A 19291-nucleotide genomic window follows, 5' to 3' on the forward strand; every position below is an offset into this window, starting at 1 on the left:
TCAGCTCAGCGGGCGGCGGACGGGAACTCCTCGAACCACGCCTCGACCCGCTCGGCGGTCGCCGGGCGGGCCAGCGCGAAGCCCTGCCCGTACCGGCAGCCGGCCCGGCGCGCGCCCGCCACCTGGCCCTCCGACTCCAGCTCCTCGACCACCAACTCGACCCCGAGCCGGTCGGCCAGGTTCGCCACCACGTCGATGAGCGGACGCTGCCCGTCCCCACCCGGCCGGACCAGATGCGGGCCCACCTTGAGCAGGTCGATCGGCAGGCGGCGAAGCTGGGCGAGCGAGGCGTGCTCGGCGCGGAAGTCGTCGAGCGCGGTCCGCACGCCGATCGAGCGGAGACCGGCGAGCCGGGCCACCACAGTGGACAACTCGGCGCCCACCCCCGGCTCGGCCACCTCCACCACCAGCCGCTCCGGCGACACGTCGTACGCGGCCAGCGCGGTCGCCGTACGCGCCACGAAGTCCGGCGCGGCCAGCTCACGCGGCGTCACGTTGACAGCCATCCACAGCTCCCGGCCGCCCCCCGACCACGCGGCGAGCTGGCGGCAGGCCCGGTCCACCACCCACCGCCCGATCTCGCCGACCAGATCGAGGTCGGCCGCCACCGGCAGCAACTCCGCCGGCAGCACGGTGCCCAGCGTGGGACTGCGCCAGCGCAGCAACGCCTCGGTGCCGACCGGTGTCCGCTCCGCGAGCGCCACCACCGGCTGGTAGACCAGGTCCAGCTCACCGCGCGCCACCGCGCCGGGCAGCTCCCGTTCCAGATCCAGGCGCCGGACCAGTTGCTCCTCCAGGTAGGCGTCGTACCACTCGACCCGGTCCCGGCCGAGCTGCACCGCCCGGCGGCGGGCCAGGTCGGCCTGACGCAGCACGTCCTCCGGCTCGCCGCTTCCGGTCTCGGCCAGCCCGACGCTCACCCGCACCCGGGCCACCCCGCCCGGCCGCGGGTACGGCTCGGTCAGCCCCGCCAGCAGCCGGGTGCCGAGCGCGTACGCCAGCACCGGCCCGACATCGGTGAGGACCGCGTACTCGGTGTCGCCCAGCCGGGCGACCAGGTCGTGCGCCTCGACGCCGACTCGGAGCCGGCGCGCGACCTCGGTGAGCACCGGCCCCTCCGGCACGGCCGCGCCCTCGCCGTGCAGGTCGACCACGAGCAGGGCGCCACCGCTGCGCTGCGCCAACGCCCGGACCAGATCCGCGCGCGTCAGCGGCGCGGGCTCGACGGCCCGGGCATCAGGCCCGAGCCGGCGCCGCAGCCACGCCTCCCGGGCCGCCAGTCGTTGCACGCGGCGACGCTGGTCCGCGGCGGCGAGCAGCTCACCCACCATGATCGGCGGAACGACCGTCAGGCCCAGAGCCATCGCGCCGGTACTGAACTCCCCCACCACGCACAGATGGACACCGGCGGCCAGCGCGGCGATCCCGGCCGGCGCGGTGAGGCGGGGCCAGGCGGCCGGCGCCACGTCCCGATCCGGCCGCTCCCCGGCCCAGGCACGCCGGAGGCCCGCGACGGTCAGCAGCGCCCCCGCCAGCAGCGGCGCCGCGACGACCGGCAGCGCCCGGTCCGGCGCGCCGTACGCCAGCAGCACCACAAGCAGCGTCAGCCCGCCGAGCGTCAGCGCGGCCCCGGCGTGACAGCGTGCGGCGCCCGGCCGGCGGTGACGTTCGGCGAGGGCCGCCACCACGAGCACGGCCAGCACCACCGCGCCGCCCGACGCGGCGATCCCGGCGGCGGCCGGGACCGGACCGCCCGGCAGCAGCATCCAGCCGGCGAAGACCAGGCTGACGCCGAGCGCGAGCACGTCGACGGTACGGCGTACCAGCTCGGGCCCGGACAGCCGGGACCGGCCGGGCAGGCGCAGCAGCGCCGTCACGTACAGCGGCGCGGTGAGGCACAGCCCGGTCAGCGCGATCGGCAGCCGGTACGCGGGATCACTCAGCGGCAGCACCGCCACGGAGAGCCCGGCGACCAGGACGGCGGCGTCGAGGATCGCGGCGACCCGGCGGGACAACGCGACCCGGCGCGCCTGCCGCCCGGTCGTCACGCCCGGCGCGAGTGCGTCCCGGCGCTCGGGTGGGCCGGTTTCGGCGCTCCGGGCTGGTGATTCGGCGGTTCGGGCGTCGACGGTCGGCGGCGCGTTCGGGGCGAGGTCGCTCGGAGCGGGCAGCGCTCCGCCGGCCAGCCAGGCGAGCCGGACACAGGCGAGCGCGGATCCACCGGCGACGGCGAGCGCGGTCGCGGCCGGACCGGGTAGGAGCCCGGCGACGCCCGCCAGGAGAAAGACCGCGCCGGTGAGCGACACGGCGACATCGGGCAGGGGTGGCCGCCGACGGGGACCGGCGGGAGGAGGGACGGGCACGGCGGTCGCCTTCGTGAGGGGGCACGGGGGCGGTGCGGTTGCGGTTCGCGGTTACGACGTGCGGGGTCGGGGCGGGCGGACGCATCGGCGGGGACCGCTGCGGCCACGCCTAGAAACGATCCCGGAAGCGCCCGGTGACGTCATCCCACCAGTGACATCCGTCACACCCCAGCCTCCCGACGAGATCTCGGAAGCAAAGGGCCACCATGAGGACCGTTTCCTTCCAAGATCTCCATCGCACGACCCGCCCGCGCCAGATCTTGGTACGCAGTCGCCCTCGGGAGGGCGGAGACGTACCAAGATCTCCGGAGTTGACGGGGCCGCCGGGGCTGCCGGGGCGCGGGGTGGTGGGAGTCGGCCGGGTGGGATCATCGGAGGGTGAGCCGTGCCGATACCGTCCGTTTCCGACACAACCAGGCCATCCTGGTCGCCGCGATCGTCGCCACCATCGGCGCGCTGCCGCTGGCCTCCGCCCGCTGGTGGCTGCTCTGGGTGCTGCTCGTCCCGCTCACCGTCGCGGTCTGGGCGTGGCGCGCCGGCACCGACGCCGACGCCTCGGAACTGCGGCTGCGGGCGATCGCCGGGCAACGCCGGGTGCCGTGGACGCGCGTCACCGAACTGGCCGGCGACGCCCGGGGCCGCGCGCTCGCCCGGCTCGACGACGGCGAGGTGGTGATGCTGCCGGCGGTACGCGCCACCGAGCTGCCCCACCTGATCGCCGTCACCGGGCAGGAGCTGCCCGGTGAGGCGAACGATCAGTAGCCGTCGACCACCCGGTTCGTCAGCTCCTCCCCGGCCACGTACCGGCGCAGCTGCTCGGCCACCAGGCGGTACGCACGGGGCAGCAGACCGCGTACCGAGCCGCCGATGTGCGGGGTGAGCAGCAGGTTCGGCAGCTCCCACAGGGGATGGTCGGCGGGCAGCGGCTCCGGGTCGGTGACGTCCACCGCCGCCCGCAGGCGCCCCGAGGCCAGCTCGGCGAGCAACGCGGGGGTGCTGACCACCGGCCCCCGTGCGGCGTTCACCAGCAACGCGCCGTCCGGCATCGCGGCCAGGAACTTCTCGTCGACAAGCCCCCGGGTCCGGTCGGTCAGCGGCACCAGCAGCACCACCACGTCCGCCTCCGGCAGCAGGGCGGGCAGCTCGTCCACCCCGTGCACACCCTGGTCCGGGCGCGGCGTACGGGCCACCAGCGTGAAGCTCACCTCGAACGGGGCGAGCCGGTCACGCACCGCCGTGCCGATCGAGCCGGCGCCCACGATCAGCACGCGCTTACCGGCAAGTTCGTCGGTCGGCGCGACCTCGTCGTACGCCCACTCGCGCCGCGCCTGCGCCCGGGCCAGCGGCGCGAACCCGCGCAGCGAGGCGAGGATCGCGGCCACCACCCACTCGGCGGTGGGCGAGTCGTGCACGCCCCGGGCGTCGCAGAGCGTCACACCGTCCGGTACGCGCCCCACCCAGGCGTCCGCGCCGGCGGAGAGCAGCTGCACCACCTCGACGTCCGGCAGGCGGGTCAGGAACGCGCCGGCGTCCGGGCCGGACAGGAACGGCGGCACCCAGAACCGCACCCCGGCCGGGGACGACGGGGGCCGTTCCGGGTCCTCCAGCAGCTCCACGGTGACGCCGGGCGGCAGCTCGCCGAGCAGCCGGAGGCCTTCGGGGTGCGGGATCCATGCCTTCACGACCGCCGACCATATCGGCAGCCCCGGGCCGGCATGGCGTGGGCCGTGACGAACGCCCCGCCCGGGGTCGATTGACAGTGCAGCGGGGTATAACCGAGGACGGGATGCCGGTCGGGTGTTCCGCTTGCTGAGGGCGGTGGCGATGAGCGAGGACGGCCGGGGCCGGGTGGCCGTGCCGATTGCCGCGCTCACCGATCCCGACCGGTTGCGTGCGCTCGACGAGACGCGGCTCGACGCCGTACCCGACGAGGCGTTCGACAGGTTCGCCCGCCTGGTCGGCGACCTGCTCGACGTGCCGGTCGCGCTGGTCTCCCTGGTCGACGCCGACCGGCAGTTCTTTCCCGGCGCGACCGGGCTGCCGGAGCCCTGGGCCGCGCGCCGGCAGACACCGCTGAGCCACTCGTTCTGCCAGCACGTCGTCGACATCGAGATGCCGCTGGTGCTGCCCGACGCCCGCCTCTACCCCCGGGTACGCCTCAACCTGGCCATCGAGGACCTGGGCGTGGTGGCGTACGCCGGAATGCCGCTCACCGACCTGGACGGGCGGGTGCTCGGCTCGCTCTGCGCGATCGACAGCAAGCCCCGGGCCTGGACCCCCGAGCAGTTGCGTACGCTCGCCGACCTGGCCGCCGCGTGCTCCTCGGAGCTGCGGCTGCGCATCGCGGTCCGCGGCGCCGAGCAGGCCCGCCGCCGCGCCGAGGAGGCGCACGACCGGCTCGCCATGCTGGCCGGGATGAGCGAGATGCTCGGCGGCACGCTCGACGTCGCCACTGCCGTCGACCGGCTCGGGCACGCGATGGTGCCGCTGCTCGCCGACTGGTGCCTGATCACGCTCGTCGACCCGGCGGGCCGCCCGCGCACCGTCACCGGCGTACACCGGGACGCCGAACGCGGGGCCGACCTGGCCCGCTTCGCCGAGTTGCTGACGACCGGCCTCAGCGCGGAGTCGCAGATCCGTTCGGTGCTGCGTACCGGGCGGCCGGCGGTGCGGGCCGTGGCCGGACTGGACGACGTGGCGCGCGGCACCACGCGCCCGGAGCTGGTGCCGCTCGCCGACCGGCTCGGCATCGGCTCCCACCTGACCGTGCCGATCACCGCCGCCGGGGACCGGGTGATCGGGGCGGTCACCCTCGTCAACCGCCAGGGGCGGCGCGGTTTCGACGACAGCGACCTGCGCACCGCGCAGGACATCGGAGTACGCGCCGGACAGGCGGTCGGCAACAGCCGCCTCTACGGTGAGCAGCGCCACGTCGCCGAGGTGCTCCAGCACAGCATGCTGCCCACCCTGCCGACGGTGCCGGGGATCGAGCTGGCCGCCCGCTACCTGCCGGTCGCGGACCGGGTCGAGGTGGGCGGTGACTGGTACGACGCGTTCGTCCAGCCCGACGGCGAGCTGGTGGCCGCGATCGGTGATGTCGCCGGTCACGACATCGAGGCGGCGGCCACCATGGGCCAGTTGCGCAACCTGGTGCGCGGCAACGCGTACGGGCGCGACGACCCGGTGGAGTTGCTGGTGGCCCAGCTCGACCGGGCGATGGGCGGGCTGCGGGTGCCCACCGTCGCCACCGCGGTGCTGGCCCGGATCCGCCCGGACGGGGACGGGCTGCGGGTCTCCTGGTGCAACGCCGGGCATCCCCCACCGGTGCTGGTCCGGGCGGACGGCACGGTCTCGGTCGCCGAGGGACGCGGGCCGCTGCTCGGCCTGGCCCGGGCGCCCCGGCGTACCGGCCGGACACTGGTCCTCGCCCCCGGCGACACGCTGCTGTTGCACACCGACGGGCTGATCGAGCGCCGGGACCGGTCGATCGACGAGGGACAGGCCGACCTGCTCGCCCATCTCCGCGCCGACGGGCCGGGCGTACCGCTGGACCTGCTCTGCGACCGGCTGCTCGCCGCCGCCCACCGCCGTGAGGACGACGTGGCCCTGCTCGCCCTGCGTGCCGGCTGAGCTGAGCGGCCCGGTTCGGCGCTTCGCCCGGCTAGGCTGGGCCGGGTGAGAGCGCGTCTTCCGTACCCCCGTGCCCGCCGGCTCCGCACGGCGCTGGCGGTGTCCTGCGCGGCGCTGCTGCTGGGCAGCGCCGGTTGCGCCCTCGGCGAGCCCGAGCCGGACCCGGCCGGCGCGCCGCCCAACCTGCCGAGCCCGTCCAGCACCGCCAGCCCGGGTGGGGCCGGCCAGCAGGTGGTCGCCACCGTGCTGGCCAAGGGCCTGGAGGTGCCGTGGGGCATCGCGTTCCTGCCCGACGGCGCGGCGCTGGTGACCGAGCGGGACAAGGGGCGGATCCTTCAGGTCGGCCCCGAGTCCGGCCCGGACGGGCTGGCCGTGCGGCCGGTGCAGACCGTGCCGGACGTGGCCGCCGGCGGCGAGGGCGGTCTGCTCGGCATCGCGGTCTCGCCGGCGTACGAGCGGGACCGGACGGTCTTCGTCTACTACACCGCCGAGAACGACAACCGGATCGCCAAGATGCGGCTCGGGCAGGCGCCGACGCCGATCCTGACCGGCATCCCGAAGGCCGGCACGCACAACGGCGGCGGGCTGGGCTTCGGCCCGGACGGTCTCCTCTACGCCAGCACCGGCGACGCCGGGCGCACCGAGAACGCCCAGGACGCGAAGAGCCTCGGCGGCAAGATCCTGCGGATCACCCCGGACGGCAAGCCGGCGCCGGGCAACCCGACCGCCGGGTCGCCGGTCTGGTCGACCGGACACCGCAACGTGCAGGGCTTCGCCTGGACGCCGGACAAGAAGATGTACGCGGTGGAGTTCGGGCAGAACACCTGGGACGAGATCAACCCGATCAACAAGGGCGGCAACTACGGGTGGCCCCGGGTGGAGGGGCGCAGCGACGACAGGCGCTACGTCAACCCGATCACGCAGTGGCCCACCGGTGACGCCTCCTGCTCCGGCCTGGCCGCCGTGGATCGGCTGCTGGTCGCCGCCTGCCTGCGCGGGCAACGGCTGTGGCTGGTGGAGCTGGCCGGCAACGGGACCGTCCTCGGTCAGCCGCGCGACCTGCTCAACGACAAGTACGGCCGGCTCCGGGCGGCGGCGGTGGCCCCGGACGGCTCGCTCTGGGTGAGCACCTCGAACCGGGACGGGCGGGGCCGGCCCGCCGCCGAGGACGACCGCCTCCTGCGGCTGGTCTTCGCCGACGGGGGCGCCGGCCGGAGCTGATCCGGGTCGGCAGGTTTGTCAAGATCGCTCAAGGGGCAGGTCAGGATCTCAGCATGGACGGCCACGACAACGAAGAGCACCGCGCGGGGGACGAGACGTCACCCGGGCGCGGGCCTGCCCGCCGCTGGACGGCGTGGCGGCCGGGTCACCGGCTGCGCCGGCTGGGTGTCGTGCTGGCCCTGTTCGCGGTCACGCTCGGCGGCATCGTGGTCGGCACGTACGCGGGCGGCCACGTCGGCACCGACATCGGCCCGTTCCGGGCCGAGCTGAAGCTCAGCCCGTCGCTGAGCGGCGGCACCACCGTCGACATCCCGCCGCTGGGCGCGTTGCTGCTGGACAGCCACGACGGGCCGGCGTACCTGACCGTCGAGGTGGGCGCGCTCGACCAGGGGCGCACCGAGGCGCTGATCGACGACCCGGCCAGCATCAGCCGGGCCAGCCAGTCGGCCGTGCAGGACGTCCGCGACGGCGTGATGCGGCTCGGGCTGCGTACGCTCGCCTCGGCGGTCCTGGCCACGCTGATCCTGGCCGCGCTTGTGTTCCGCGACGTGCGCCGTACCGCCTGGGCCGGCGGCCTGGCGCTCGTCATCACCGCCGGCAGCCTCGGAGTGGCCGCGACGACGCTGCGTCCGCAGGCGATCGAGGAGCCACGGTACGAGGGCCTGCTGGTGAACGCGCCCGCGATCGTCGGTGACGCGCGGCGGATCGCCAACGACTACACCAAGTACGCCGAGCAGTTGCAGCGGCTGGTCGGCAACGTCAGCAAGCTGTACACCACGGTCTCCGCGCTGCCGGTGGTGCAGCCGTCGCCCGGCACCACCCGGGTGCTGCACGTGTCGGACATGCACCTCAACCCGACCGGCTGGCAGTTGATCCGTACCGTGGTCGAGCAGTTCGGCATCGACGTGGTCATCGACACCGGCGACATGACCGACTGGGGCAGCGAGCCGGAGGCGTCCTTCGTCGGCTCGATCGGCCTGCTCAAGAAGCCGTACGTGTTCATCCGCGGCAACCACGACTCGCCGCGCACCGCCGCCGCGGTGGCCCAGCAGCCGAACGCGATTGTGCTGAACAACTCGATCACGACGGTGGGCGGGCTGACCATCGCCGGCATCGGCGACCCCCGCTTCACTCCGGACAAGGAGACCTCACCGGCCGGCAGCGGCCTCACCGCCGCCGTCGCCGACCAGGTGATCGGCGCCGGTGAACAGCTCGCCGCGACGGTCGAGAAGTCGCCGCGCAAGGTCGACATCGCGCTGGTGCACGATCCCGCCTCGGCCGGCCCGCTCTCCGGCACCTGCCCGCTGGTGCTCTCCGGGCACACCCACGCCCGGCAGGTGTCGAAGCTGCCGGAGGTGCCCGGCAAGCAGCCGACCACGCTGATGGTGGAGGGCTCGACCGGCGGGGCCGGGCTGCGCGGCCTGGAGGGCGAGAAGCCGACGCCGCTGACCATGACGGTGCTCTACTTCGACCAGCAGAAGCTGCTCCAGGCCTACGACGAGATCACCGTGGGCGGGACCGGGCAGTCGCAGGTCAACCTGGAGCGGCACGTCATCCGCGACCCGGCCAAGGGCGACCAGGTGCCGGTCACCCCGACCCCGACCCGGGGACCCTCCGAGTCGCCGTCGCCGGGTACGACCACCCTGAGCCCCACCGCCACCCCCACCCGCTGACCGTCCGGGCCTTCTCCGGCCGCCTGCCGCGCGGACGCCCGGTCACCGCGTGTCACCGACCCGTCCGGCACTGGCATGTCCTGCCGCCGCCTTTGCTCTGCACCCATCGGCGCGGCAGGCACCGGGAGTGACCGCACGGACGGCCGCGCGCCGCGGGCACTCTTCGCCGCACCCCAGCTCAGGGCGATGCTGCGGGTGTGGCTGCAGAGCAAAGGCGGCGAGAGGCGATCGCCCGGTTCGCCGGAGACGGTCACTCTCAGCAATCAGGTCAACCTGTCACGTTCCGTGACCACCACGGCCTGCCGCGGTGCCGGGTCGAGCCGGACCAGCCCGGCGCGGTCAGCGCAGCGCGATCGCGGCCAGCGCGGCGTTGACGATGCTGCCCGGCAGCAGGTCGTGCAACTCGTACAGCTCCCGGACGTTGCCGGACTGGCCGAACTCGTCCACGCCGAGCGGCACCGCCGGGGCGCCGACCGCCGAGCCGAGCCAGGCCATCGCGTGCGAGGCCGCGTCGTGCACGGTGACCACCGGCACCCGGTCGGCGAACGCCGACCGCAGCGCGCCCGGCACGCTCGGCACCGTCGCGGTCCGCACACCTTGACGCAGCGTCCGCTGCCACGCCCGGTAGAGGCGGTCCAGGCTGGTCACGTCCACGACGTGCGCGGCCACGCCCTCCTCCGCCAGCTCCGCGGCGGCGGCGAGCACCTCCGGCAGCACCGCGCCGGAGGCCGCGAGCTGCACGACCGGGGCGTCAGCCAGATCGGGGTACGCCTGGTGCGCGTCGACGAGCCGGTACGCGCCGGCCACCACCTGCCGCCGCAGCACCGCGTCCCCGAGCCGGGTCCGGGCCGCCTCGAACGGGGCCTGGTCGATCGGCCGGGTGCTGAGCCGGAAGTAGTACGCCCCGTCCTCGGCCGGCGCGGCGGTGGCGGCGGGCGCGGCGCCACCGGCGATCTGCCCGAGCGCGTCGCAGAGCAGCCAGTCGAGGCTGCCGGCGTACGCGGGCTCCAGGAACGTCACGCCGGGCAGCTCCAGGCCGACCGACGCGGTGATGGTGGACTGGTGCGCGCCACCCTCCGGGGCCAGCGTGATGCCGGACGGGGTGCCGGCCACCACGAACCGGGAACCGGAGTACGTCCCGTAGAGGAACGCGTCGAGACCGCGCAGCACGAACGGGTCGTAGACGGTGCCCACCGGCAGCAGCGGCTGGCCGGACAGGTCCCACGACAGGCCGAGCTGGCCCAGCAGCAGGAACAGGTTCATCTCCGAGATGCCCAGCTCGATGTGCTGCCCGGCGGGGCTCTCGGTCCAGCGCAGCATCCGGTCCTCGGTCCAGGAGCGCTGCTCGGTCGGGGCGAACACGCCCGTCTTGTTGATGAACCCGGCCAGGTTGGTCGAGGTGGCCACGTCCGGCGCGGTGGTCACCAGGTAGGGCGCCACCTGCGGATCGCGGGCCAGGTCGACCAGCACCCGGCCGAAGACCTCCTGGGTGGAGACCGGCTTGTTCGCGCGTACCCGCGTGGTTTCCGGAACGGTGACGCCCAGCGCCCGCTCGCGCGGCGCGCGGGACAGCGCCTCCCGGCGCTCGCCGGCCCGGATGCCGGCCGGGGACGCCGGGTCGAGGCGGTCCCACTCGGTCTCCGGGGTCAGGCCCTGCGCGGCGCGCAGCGCGTCGACCTGCTCGGTGGTGAGCAGCGCCGAGTGGTTGCGCGGGTTGCCGGCGATCGGCAGACCCCAGCCCTTGACCGTGTACGCGAACACGACGCTGGGCCGGTCGGTCACCGCGTCGCACTGGGCGTACGCGTCGAGCATCGCCTGCGCGTCGTGCCCACCCAGGTCGGTGACGAGCGGGCCCAGCTCGTCGTCGCCGATGTCGGCCACGAACGCGGCCACCTCGGCCGGCGCGCCGTCCAGGAACTGCTTGCGCAGCGCCGGGCCGGCCAGCCCGAACAGCGACTGGTACTGCTCGTTGGGCATCCGGTCGATCCAGTCGCGCAGCGCCGCGCCACCCGGCCGGGCGTACGCCTCGGCGAGCTTGCGGCCGTACTTGACCTCCACGACGTGCCAGCCGGCCGCCTCGAACTGGCCGCGCCACTGGTTGATCCGGATGCCGGGGACGACCCGGTCCAGCGACTGCCGGTTGAAGTCGACGAGCCACATCACGTTGCCCAGGCCGGTGGTGGCCGGGTCGGCGACCGCCTCCCAGATGTTGCCCTCGTCCAGCTCGGCGTCGCCGATGATGGCGACGAACCGGGAGTGCGGGCGCGCGCCGAAGTGCGCGTCGACGTAGCGGCGGGTCACGGCGGCGAACAGCGGCGCGGCGGCGCCCAGGCCGACCGAGCCGGTGGAGAAGTCCACCTCGTCCGGGTCCTTGGTCCGCGACGGGTACGACTGGAGGCCGCCGCGCGCCCGCAGCTTCGGCAGGTACGACTTGTCGAGGTTGCCGAGCAGGTACTGGATGGCGTGGAACACCGGCGAGGCGTGCGGCTTCACCGCCACCCGGTCCTCGGCGTCCAGGTGCTGGAACCAGAGCGCGGTCATCGCGGTGACCAGCGAGGCGCTTGATGCCTGGTGGCCGCCGACCTTCACCCCGTCACCGGTGTCGCGGTCGTGGTTGGCCGCGTCGACGATGCGAGTGGCGAGCCAGAGCACCCGGCGCTGGATCTCGTCGAGGACGTCGAGGTCGTGCTGGTTCACGGTGACTCCATCCGGGCGTCGCCGTTGACGCCCACTGAGTGGGGGTGAGGCGTTAGGAAGGGCCCCTTCCCATGCACCAGGCGTTAAGAAGGGGCCCTTCCTTACAACACGTCAGGCGCCGAGGCGCGCCAGGATCAGCTCGCGGACCGTCTTCGCGTCCGCCTGGCCGCGGGTGGTCTTCATGACCGCGCCGACCAGCGCGCCGGCCGCCGCGACCTTGCCGCTGCGGATCTTGTCGGCCACGTCCGGGTTGGCGGCGATCGCCTCGTCCACGGCGGCGGTGAGCGCGCCGGTGTCCGAGACGACCTCCAGGTTGCGGTTGGTCATGATCTCGGTCGGCGAGCCCTCGCCGGCCACCACGCCCTCCAGCACGGTACGGGCCAGCTTGTCGTTGAGCTTGCCCGCGTCGACGAGGCCCTGCAGCTCGGCGACCTGGGCCGGGGTGGCGCCCACGTCGGCCAGCTCCACGCCGGTCTCGTTGGCGCGGCGGGACAGCTCGCCCAGCCACCACTTGCGGGCCGCCGCGGGGGTCGTGCCGGCGGCCACTGTCGCCTCGATCAGCTCGACCGCGCCGGCGTTCACCACCGACTGCATGTCGAGGTCGGACAGGCCCCACTCCTGCTGGATCCGCTTGCGGCGCAGCCGCGGCAGCTCCGGCAGGGCGGCCTTCAGCTCGGCCACCCACGCGGTGTCCGGGGCGAGCGGCACGAGGTCCGGCTCCGGGAAGTACCGGTAGTCGGTGGCGGTCTCCTTGGACCGGCCCGACGTGGTGTCGCCGGTGTCCTCGTGGAAGTGCCGGGTCTCCTGGGTGATCCGGCCACCGGCCTCCAGCACGGACGCCTGGCGCAGCATCTCCGAGCGCACCGCCCGCTCGACCGAGCGCAGCGAGTTGACGTTCTTGGTCTCGGTGCGGGTGCCCCACTCCTCGCCCGGCCGGTTCAGCGACGTGTTGACGTCGCAGCGCAGCGAGCCCTCCTCCATCCGCACGTCGGAGACGCCGAGCGAGCGGATCACGTCGCGCAGCTCGGCGACGTAGGCGCGGGCGACCTCGGGCGCGAGCGCGCCGGTGCCGGGGATGGGCTTGGTGACGATCTCGACCAGGGGGATGCCGGCCCGGTTGTAGTCGACGAGCGACTCGGTGGCGCCGTGGATGCGACCGGTGGCGCCGCCGACGTGCAGCGTCTTGCCGGTGTCCTCCTCCAGGTGCACCCGCTCGATGCCGATGCGCACCAGCTCGCCGTTGACCTCGACGTCCAGGTACCCGTCGAAGCACAGCGGCTCGTCGTACTGGCTGATCTGGAAGTTCTTCGGCATGTCCGGGTAGAAGTAGTTCTTCCGGGCGAACCGGCACCATTCGGCGATCGAGCAGTTCAGCGCGAGCCCGATCCGGATGGTCGCCTCGATGGCGGCCTTGTTCGCCACCGGCAGCGAGCCGGGCAGGCCGAGGCAGACCGGGCAGACCCGGGTGTTCGGCTCGCCGCCGAAGTCGGTCGGGCAGCCGCACCACATCTTGGTGTTCGTGCCCAGCTCGACGTGGGTCTCCAGGCCGATCACCGGTTCGAAGCGCGCGACGACCTCGTCGTACGCGGGCAGTGTCGTCGTCATCTGAGCTCCAGGCGCGATCCGGACAGAACCGTTCCAGCCTAATCGGCTGGCCCGGCCACCCCGCTGCCGGGCTTCGAGATCACCGCGCGGGGCCCGGCGTCACTCGGGTGTGGTGAAGGTGCGGCGACGGTTGTACGCCAGCACGAGCAGGATGCCGCCGATGGAGAAGGCCACGATGCTCAACAGCAGCAGCACGAGCGGCGAACCCGGCCCGGTGATCGGCAGCCAAGCGCCGCTCACCTTCGACGGCGAAGCCGTCGGCAGCGGCGCCGAGCTGCTGCTCTCCGACGGTGTGGCGGCCGGGTCGTCGGGGGACGGCGTAACAGTCGGGTCGGCCGGGTCGGGCGTCGAGCCGGTCGGGGACGCCGTCGGGGTGCCCGGGTTGCGGGCGGCGACGGTCAGCGACACCTGCTTCGTGGCGCTGGTGCTGTACCCCTTCGCCGCGACGGTGAAGGCGAACGTGCCGGCGCTGCCCGGGGTGCCGCTGAGCTTGCCCTCCCCGTCGAGGGTGAGGCCGTCCGGCAGGGCCCCGGCCGCCAGGGAGAACACGATGTCCGAGTCACCGGCGGCGGTGAACCGGAAGAAGTAGCGCTTGCCGACCGTGGCGGCGGGCGGATCGCCGGAGGTGAACGCGGTCGCCGCCTCGGCGACCACGATGGTGGCGTCCTGCTCGTCGAAGCGGTCGTTCTTGTCGGTCATCCGAAGCGTGAACGTGTACGTCCCGGCAGTGGTCGGCGCGCCACCGAGCGACGTACCCACCACGAGCATCCCCGGCGGCAGACTGCCCGAGACCACCGACAACCGGTACGGCCCGGTGCCACCGGTCGCCTCGACCGTGTGGATCGCGTACACCCGACCCAGGTACATGGGCGACCGGGGCTTGCCCGACGTGATGACGACCTTGGGTTCGCGCACCTCGATCGTCGCCGTCTGCTCGTCGAAGAGGTCGTTCTGGTCGGTCATCCGCAGCGTGAACGTGTACGTCCCGGCAGTGGTCGGTGAACCCCCGAGCGACGTACCCACCACGAGCATCCCCGGCGGCAGACTGCCCGAGGTCACCGACAGCCGGTACGGCGCGGTGCCACCGGTCGCCTCGACGGTGTGGATCGCGTAGACCTGCCCGATGACCATGACCGACCGGGGCTTGCCCGAGGTGATGGTGACGGCCTCGGTGGCGACGGTGGCCGGTTGCGCGGCGGCCGGCTGCCCGGCGCCCAGCAGCAACGCGACGACCATCGTCAGGGCCATGACCGGGCGAAGTGTCCCCATCGCACATCCAGCTCTCGGTCGGAACCGCTCGCGTCCGCCAGCGGGCCACAGTCCAGTCGATCCAGCAGACTCGCAGTTTATTCGACCAGTGCCAGTGACCCCCGGCAATCCCCTGATCGGTGATCACCGTGTCGGTACGGAGGCGGGCGGGCCGCCTCCGTACCGTCCGGTTCAGATCGTCGGCGGGGTGAGCGTGCCGACGGCGCTCTCCAGCGCGGCGGCGATCCGGTACATCCGGTCGTCCGCCATGGTCGGCGCCATGATCTGGAAGCCCACCGGGAGCCCGTCGGACAGGCCGCACGGCACCGAGATGGCCGGGCCGCCGTACAGGTTCGTCGGGATGGTGAACAGGTCCGCCAGGTACATCTGGTACGGGTCGGCGGTACGCGACCCGAGCGGGAACGCCACGAACGGCGTGGTCGGCGAGATCAGCGCGTCGACCTGCTCGAACGCGCTGGTGAAGTCCCGCGTGATCAGCGTGCGGACCTTCTGCGCCTGGCCGTAGTAGGCGTCGTAGTAGCCCGAGGAGAGCGCATACGTGCCGATCATGATGCGCCGCTTGACCTCGGGGCCGAAGCCGGCCTCACGGGTCAGCGACATGACCTCCTCCAGCGACCGGTTGCCGTCGTCGCCGACCCGCAGGCCGAACCGGACGCCGTCGAACCGGGCCAGATTGGAGGAGCACTCGCTCGGCGCGATCAGGTAGTAGGCCGGCAGCGCGTACTTGAAGTGCGGGCAGGAAACCTCGACGATCTCCGCGCCCAGCTTCGCCAGCGCCTCGGCCGCGTCGCGGAACGCGGCCATCACGCCCGGCTCCGCGCCCTCGCCGATGAACTCGGTGACCATGCCGAGCTTCACGCCGGTCAGGTCGCCGGTGGCGCCGAGGCGCGCGGCGGCCACCACGTCCGGCACCGGGGCCGGGATCGACGTGGAGTCGCGCGGGTCGTGACCGCCGATCACCTCGTGCAGCAACGCGGCGTCGAGCACGGTACGCGCGCACGGGCCGGGCGTGTCCAGCGACGAGGAGAACGCCACCAGGCCGTAGCGGGAGGTGCCGCCGTAGGTGGGCTTCGCGCCGACGGTGCCGGTGACCGCGCCGGGCTGGCGGATCGAGCCGCCGGTGTCCGAGCCGATCGACAGCGGCGCCTCGTACGCGGCCAGCGCCGCAGCGCTGCCACCGCCGGAGCCGCCCGGGATCCGGTCGGTGTCCCACGGGTTACGGGTCGGCCCGTACGCCGAGTATTCGGTGGAGGAGCCCATGGCGAACTCGTCCATGTTCGTCTTGCCGAGCATCACCGTGCCGGCGGCGCGCAGCCGCTCGACGATGGTCGAGTCGTACGGCGGGCGCCAGCCCTCCAGGATCTTCGACCCGACCGTGGTCGGCACGCCCTTGGTGGTGAGCACGTCCTTCACCGCGACCGGCACACCGGCCAGCGGGCCGAGTTCGTCACCGGCGGCGCGGCGCTCGTCCACGGCACGCGCGGCGGCCAGCGCCCCCTCGGTGTCGACGTGCAGGAACGCGTGCACCCGGTCGTCGACGGCGCCGATGCGGTCCAGGTGAGCCTGGGTGACCTCGACGGCGGAGGTCTCGCCGCTCGCCACCAGCCCGGCGATCTCAACAGCGCTCAGCTTGGTCAAGTCGCTCATGCCGGCACTCCGCTTCGCTCCGTGCCGTCATGAGCGACAGCCATGCTGGGCCCGATGATTCGCTCGCTGCGCTCGCTCATGAGGCCACATCCTCGTCCAGGATCCGCGGGACGCGGAACCGCTGCTCCTCGGCGTCAGGTGCGCCCGACAGCGCCTCCTGCGGGGTCAGGCCCGGCCGTACGACGTCCTCGCGGAGCACGTTCGTCAGCGGCACCGAGTGGGACGTCGGCGGGATGTCCGCCGCGGCGACCTCGCCGACCTGCGCGACCGACTGGAGGATCACATCCAGCTGGCCGGCGAAGGTGTCCAACTCCTCCTCCGTGACGGCGAGCCGCGACAGTCGCGCGAGGTGCGCGACCTCCTCGCGGGAGATGGCGGCCATCGGGTGCCCCCTTCGTGGCTGTCCTGAGACGTCTGCGGTGGGCCGGCCGCGCGTACGGGATGACGCGCGGTGACCGGAGCGAGTCTATTGTCCCGCCGTCACGACGACGCCTTCGCCTCCCCCTCCGGCGCCGCCCCGCTGCGGCTCCCGGCCTCCACCGGGCGCACCGGACGGTAGCGCGACAACCAGGCCACCAGGTCCTCGGCCGGCATCGGCCGGGCGTGGAACCAACCCTGCGCCACGTCGCATCCGGCGGCGTGCAGCAGCCGCCAGGTGCGCTCGTCCTCCACGCCCTCGGCCACCACCCGCAGCCCGAGCGCGCCGGCCAGCTCGATCATCGACCGGACGATCGCCGCGTCGTCCGGGTCGTCGGCCATCCCGAGGACGAACGAGCGGTCCACCTTCACCTCGGACAGCGGCAGCCGGCGCAGGTGTTGCAGCGACGAGTAGCCGGTGCCGAAGTCGTCCAGCGCGATGCCGACGCCGATGCGGTGCAACTGGGTGATGCTGGCGAGCACCCGCCGGGGGTCGGCCATCAGCGCGCCCTCGGTGATCTCCACCTGGAGCCGCTGCGGCGGCACCCCGTACCGGGCCAGCCGGTCGGCGATCTGGTCGGCGATCTCGCCGGTGTGCAGGTCACGGACGCTGACGTTGAGCGCGGCCCGCAGCGTGAGCCCGGCCGCCGACCACTTGGCCAGCTGCTCCACCACGTCGTCCACCACGCGGCGGGTGAGCAGTCGCATCACCGCGCTCTGCTCGGCGACCTGGATCAGCTCGCCCGGATCGACCATGCCCCGGCGCGGGTGCCGCCACCGCAGCAGCGCCTCGACGCCCACCACCTCGCCGGTCGCGATCGCGATCTGCGGCTGGTAGTACATGGTGATCTCGCCCGGGTGCCCGGACTGGTCCTCCGGCTCGGCGCTCCCGTCGGCGGTCGGCCCGATGACGCCGGGCGCGCCGGTGCTCACCGCGGCCTGCGCGTCGTGCCCGGTGTCGGTCTCGTGCGCGGCCTCCGTGTCGCGCCCGGTGCCGGTCTCCGCCGCGTCGGCGTCCCCGCCACCGACCACTGGCGTCGCCACCACCGCTCCGGCCGCGCCGGCGCGCGCGGCCCGGCTGCGGATCGGGTCGGCGCCGGTGAGGATCCGCTCGATCAGGTCATCGTCGTGCCGTTCCCCGGCGCGGTCCCGACGACGCCGCAGCCACCGGTTCGGCCCGTCGCCGGAGCGTCCGCCGCCCCGGCCGTCGTCGCGCGCCGGGCGCTGGTTGCGCGACGGCCGCTCGGCCCGGGCCGGTCGCGGCGCCGACAGCGCCGGCGTCAGTGCCGCGCCGTCACCCCCGCGTACGCCCACCGTCTCCCCGCCCTGCGCGGACGGGCCCGACTCCAGCACCCGGCGCAGGTCGGCCAGGAGGCTCAGCCGCTCGGCCGAGTTGTGGTCGGACTCCGGCGCGTACACCGCCACCGTGTCGTTGCGATGCTTCGCGTCGTACATGGCCACGTCGGCGTGGCGCATCAGCGTGGCGAAGTCCTCGCCGTGGTCCGGGTAGAGCGCGATGCCGATCGAACCGCCCACGTCCAGCGGCAACCCGTCCAGCGGCACCGGCTCGGCAAGCGCGGCGACCACCCGGTCGGCCCGCTCGCGGGCCTGGTCGATGTCGGTGAGCCGGGGTACGACTATGGCGAACTCGTCACCGCCCAGTCGCGCCACCATGTCACCGGCGCCGACCACGCCCATCAGCCGGGCGCTCACCTCGACCAGCAGACGGTCCCCCACCGCGTGCCCGAGCGCGTCGTTGACGTGCTTGAACCGGTCGAGGTCGAGCAGCAGCAGCGCCAGGTGCGCGTCCGGCGCGCCCCGGGCGGCCCGCTCGCCGTGCAGGTGCACCTGCTCGGCCACCTCGGTGAGCAGCGCCTTGCGGTTGGGCAGCCCGGTGAGCGGGTCCACGTCGGCGAGCTGTTCCCGTTCCTCGGACAGCCGGGCCATCCGGTAGACGGCGAACAGCGGCACCAGCACCAGCGGGATCAGCGCCGCGCTGGCCCGGGCGGCGGCCACCAGCACCGGCGCGAGCAGCAGCAGCGAACCGGTGGACAGCAGCTCGTACGCCAGCCCGCTGCGCACGCTGGGCCACCACCGGTCGCCGAACCGCAGCCGCACGGCCGAGCTGACCAGCCCGTAGTTGACCACGAACCAGGCGAGCGTCGCGCCGCCCACCGCCGCCACGTCGGTCCAGTGCAGCCGGCCGTCACCGAACAGCTCGCCCGGACCGAGCCGGCTGACCGCGTACGCGGCGGCGAGCGCGCACGCGTACTGCGCGGCGTTGAAGCCGGTACGCCAGGGCGCGTACCCGAGCCGCCAGCCGCTCACCGCGACGGCCACCGCCTGGACCGCCACCGCCGGGCCGAAGCCCCAGCCGAGCAGGATGGCGAAGGTGAAGCAGGTCGACGGGAACACGGCCGAGGTCTGCCGCCGCCCGGGCGGCACGAACGGGCGGGCGTCGCAGGCGACGGCGAGCGCCGCCATGGTCCAGAACGCGGCCGGCAGCTCGGTCAACCGGTCGGCGAGCGCGATCAGCGGCCCGGCCGAGACAAGTACGGCCACCACGCCGACCGCGCCGACGAAGCCGAAGAACGGCCCGCTCCGCCCGGGCGGGACGGAGTTACGCGGGTCGCCGGTCTCCATCGCACCTCCCGGGGGCAACGTCGTGGCGCGCGCCGTCACGCGCCGTACGCCAATGAAACGCCCTCCGAGGCGGTTTCCCCGACACGACAGTCACGAATCGGTCGGAGTCGTAATTAACTTGGTATC

General features: G+C 73.9%; 12 protein-coding genes. 4 read left to right on the top strand and 8 right to left on the bottom strand.

Going from position 1 to position 19291, the window contains the following annotated elements; genetic code table 11:
• Positions 1–5 precede the first annotated feature (5 nt).
• Positions 6–2363, bottom strand: a complete 2358-nt coding sequence (locus tag DQE82_RS01960) for a GGDEF domain-containing protein (protein WP_233514562.1) — start codon at positions 2361–2363, stop codon at positions 6–8.
• 378 nt (positions 2364–2741) lie between these two features.
• Here DQE82_RS01960 and DQE82_RS01965 point away from each other — a divergent pair, with 378 nt between their 5' ends.
• Complete coding sequence (locus DQE82_RS01965) at positions 2742–3125, top strand: PH domain-containing protein (protein WP_064446987.1); 384 nt, start codon at positions 2742–2744, stop codon at positions 3123–3125.
• On the opposite strand, the gene DQE82_RS01970 is transcribed toward DQE82_RS01965, so the two are convergent.
• Positions 3119–4045, bottom strand: coding sequence for a 2-hydroxyacid dehydrogenase (locus DQE82_RS01970; protein WP_113971855.1), 927 nt, complete (start codon positions 4043–4045; stop codon positions 3119–3121). The two genes, DQE82_RS01965 and DQE82_RS01970, sit on opposite strands and share 7 nt — an antisense overlap.
• 142 nt (positions 4046–4187) lie before the next feature.
• Here DQE82_RS01970 and DQE82_RS01975 point away from each other — a divergent pair, with 142 nt between their 5' ends.
• Genes DQE82_RS01975 through DQE82_RS01985 form a run of 3 tightly spaced genes read left to right on the top strand, consistent with a single transcriptional unit; the run spans position 4188 to position 8887 of the window.
• Positions 4188–5993, top strand: coding sequence for a SpoIIE family protein phosphatase (locus DQE82_RS01975; RefSeq protein ID WP_113972342.1), 1806 nt, complete (start codon positions 4188–4190; stop codon positions 5991–5993).
• 45 nt (positions 5994–6038) lie between these two features.
• Positions 6039–7214, top strand: a complete 1176-nt coding sequence (locus DQE82_RS01980) for a sorbosone dehydrogenase family protein (protein WP_113971856.1) — start codon at positions 6039–6041, stop codon at positions 7212–7214.
• A gap of 53 nt (positions 7215–7267) precedes the next feature.
• Positions 7268–8887 (top strand): metallophosphoesterase, encoded by a 1620-nt coding sequence (locus DQE82_RS01985; RefSeq protein ID WP_104113640.1) that lies wholly within the window; start codon positions 7268–7270, stop codon positions 8885–8887.
• Positions 8888–9226: 339 nt separating this feature from the next.
• On the opposite strand, the gene DQE82_RS01990 is transcribed toward DQE82_RS01985, so the two are convergent.
• The 6 genes from DQE82_RS01990 to DQE82_RS02015 all read right to left on the bottom strand — a co-directional run bounded on the left by DQE82_RS01990 (position 9227) and on the right by DQE82_RS02015 (position 19165).
• Positions 9227–11584: a pyruvate dehydrogenase gene (locus tag DQE82_RS01990; protein WP_113971857.1), complete on the bottom strand. Its 2358-nt coding sequence runs from the start codon at positions 11582–11584 to the stop codon at positions 9227–9229.
• A 111-nt stretch (positions 11585–11695) separates the two neighbouring features.
• A complete protein-coding gene (gatB, locus tag DQE82_RS01995) occupies positions 11696–13189 on the bottom strand; it encodes an Asp-tRNA(Asn)/Glu-tRNA(Gln) amidotransferase subunit GatB (protein WP_043326041.1) in 1494 nt (497 codons plus the stop codon).
• Positions 13190–13288: 99 nt separating this feature from the next.
• Entirely contained in the window at positions 13289–14437 is a 1149-nt protein-coding gene (locus tag DQE82_RS02000; protein ID WP_233514563.1) for a putative Ig domain-containing protein, read from the bottom strand.
• 192 nt (positions 14438–14629) lie between these two features.
• Complete coding sequence (gene gatA / locus DQE82_RS02005) at positions 14630–16105, bottom strand: Asp-tRNA(Asn)/Glu-tRNA(Gln) amidotransferase subunit GatA (RefSeq protein ID WP_043326045.1); 1476 nt, start codon at positions 16103–16105, stop codon at positions 14630–14632.
• A gap of 76 nt (positions 16106–16181) precedes the next feature.
• The gene (gene gatC, locus DQE82_RS02010; protein ID WP_013284468.1) at positions 16182–16487 is read right to left on the bottom strand and encodes an Asp-tRNA(Asn)/Glu-tRNA(Gln) amidotransferase subunit GatC; all 306 of its coding nucleotides are present in this window, start codon (positions 16485–16487) and stop codon (positions 16182–16184) included.
• 98 nt (positions 16488–16585) lie between these two features.
• Positions 16586–19165, bottom strand: coding sequence for a bifunctional diguanylate cyclase/phosphodiesterase (locus DQE82_RS02015; RefSeq protein WP_113971859.1), 2580 nt, complete (start codon positions 19163–19165; stop codon positions 16586–16588).
• Between the last annotated feature and the right edge of the window lie 126 nt (positions 19166–19291).

Source organism: Micromonospora sp. LHW51205 (genome assembly GCF_003315815.1).
Taxonomy (GTDB): Bacteria; Actinomycetota; Actinomycetes; order Mycobacteriales; family Micromonosporaceae; genus Micromonospora; species Micromonospora chalcea.

Excerpts from the sequence above, each read along its gene's own strand:
- DQE82_RS01975 (WP_113972342.1), top strand. The coding sequence starts at position 4,188 with ATGAGCGAGGACGGCCGGGGCCGGGTGGCCGTGCCGATTGCCGCGCTC.
- DQE82_RS01985 (WP_104113640.1), top strand. The coding sequence starts at position 7,268 with ATGGACGGCCACGACAACGAAGAGCACCGCGCGGGGGACGAGACGTCA.
- gatB (WP_043326041.1), bottom strand. The coding sequence starts at position 13,189 with ATGACGACGACACTGCCCGCGTACGACGAGGTCGTCGCGCGCTTCGAA.
- DQE82_RS02000 (WP_233514563.1), bottom strand. The coding sequence starts at position 14,437 with ATGGCCCTGACGATGGTCGTCGCGTTGCTGCTGGGCGCCGGGCAGCCG.
- gatA (WP_043326045.1), bottom strand. The coding sequence starts at position 16,105 with ATGAGCGACTTGACCAAGCTGAGCGCTGTTGAGATCGCCGGGCTGGTG.
- gatC (WP_013284468.1), bottom strand. The coding sequence starts at position 16,487 with ATGGCCGCCATCTCCCGCGAGGAGGTCGCGCACCTCGCGCGACTGTCG.
- DQE82_RS02015 (WP_113971859.1), bottom strand. The coding sequence starts at position 19,165 with ATGGAGACCGGCGACCCGCGTAACTCCGTCCCGCCCGGGCGGAGCGGG.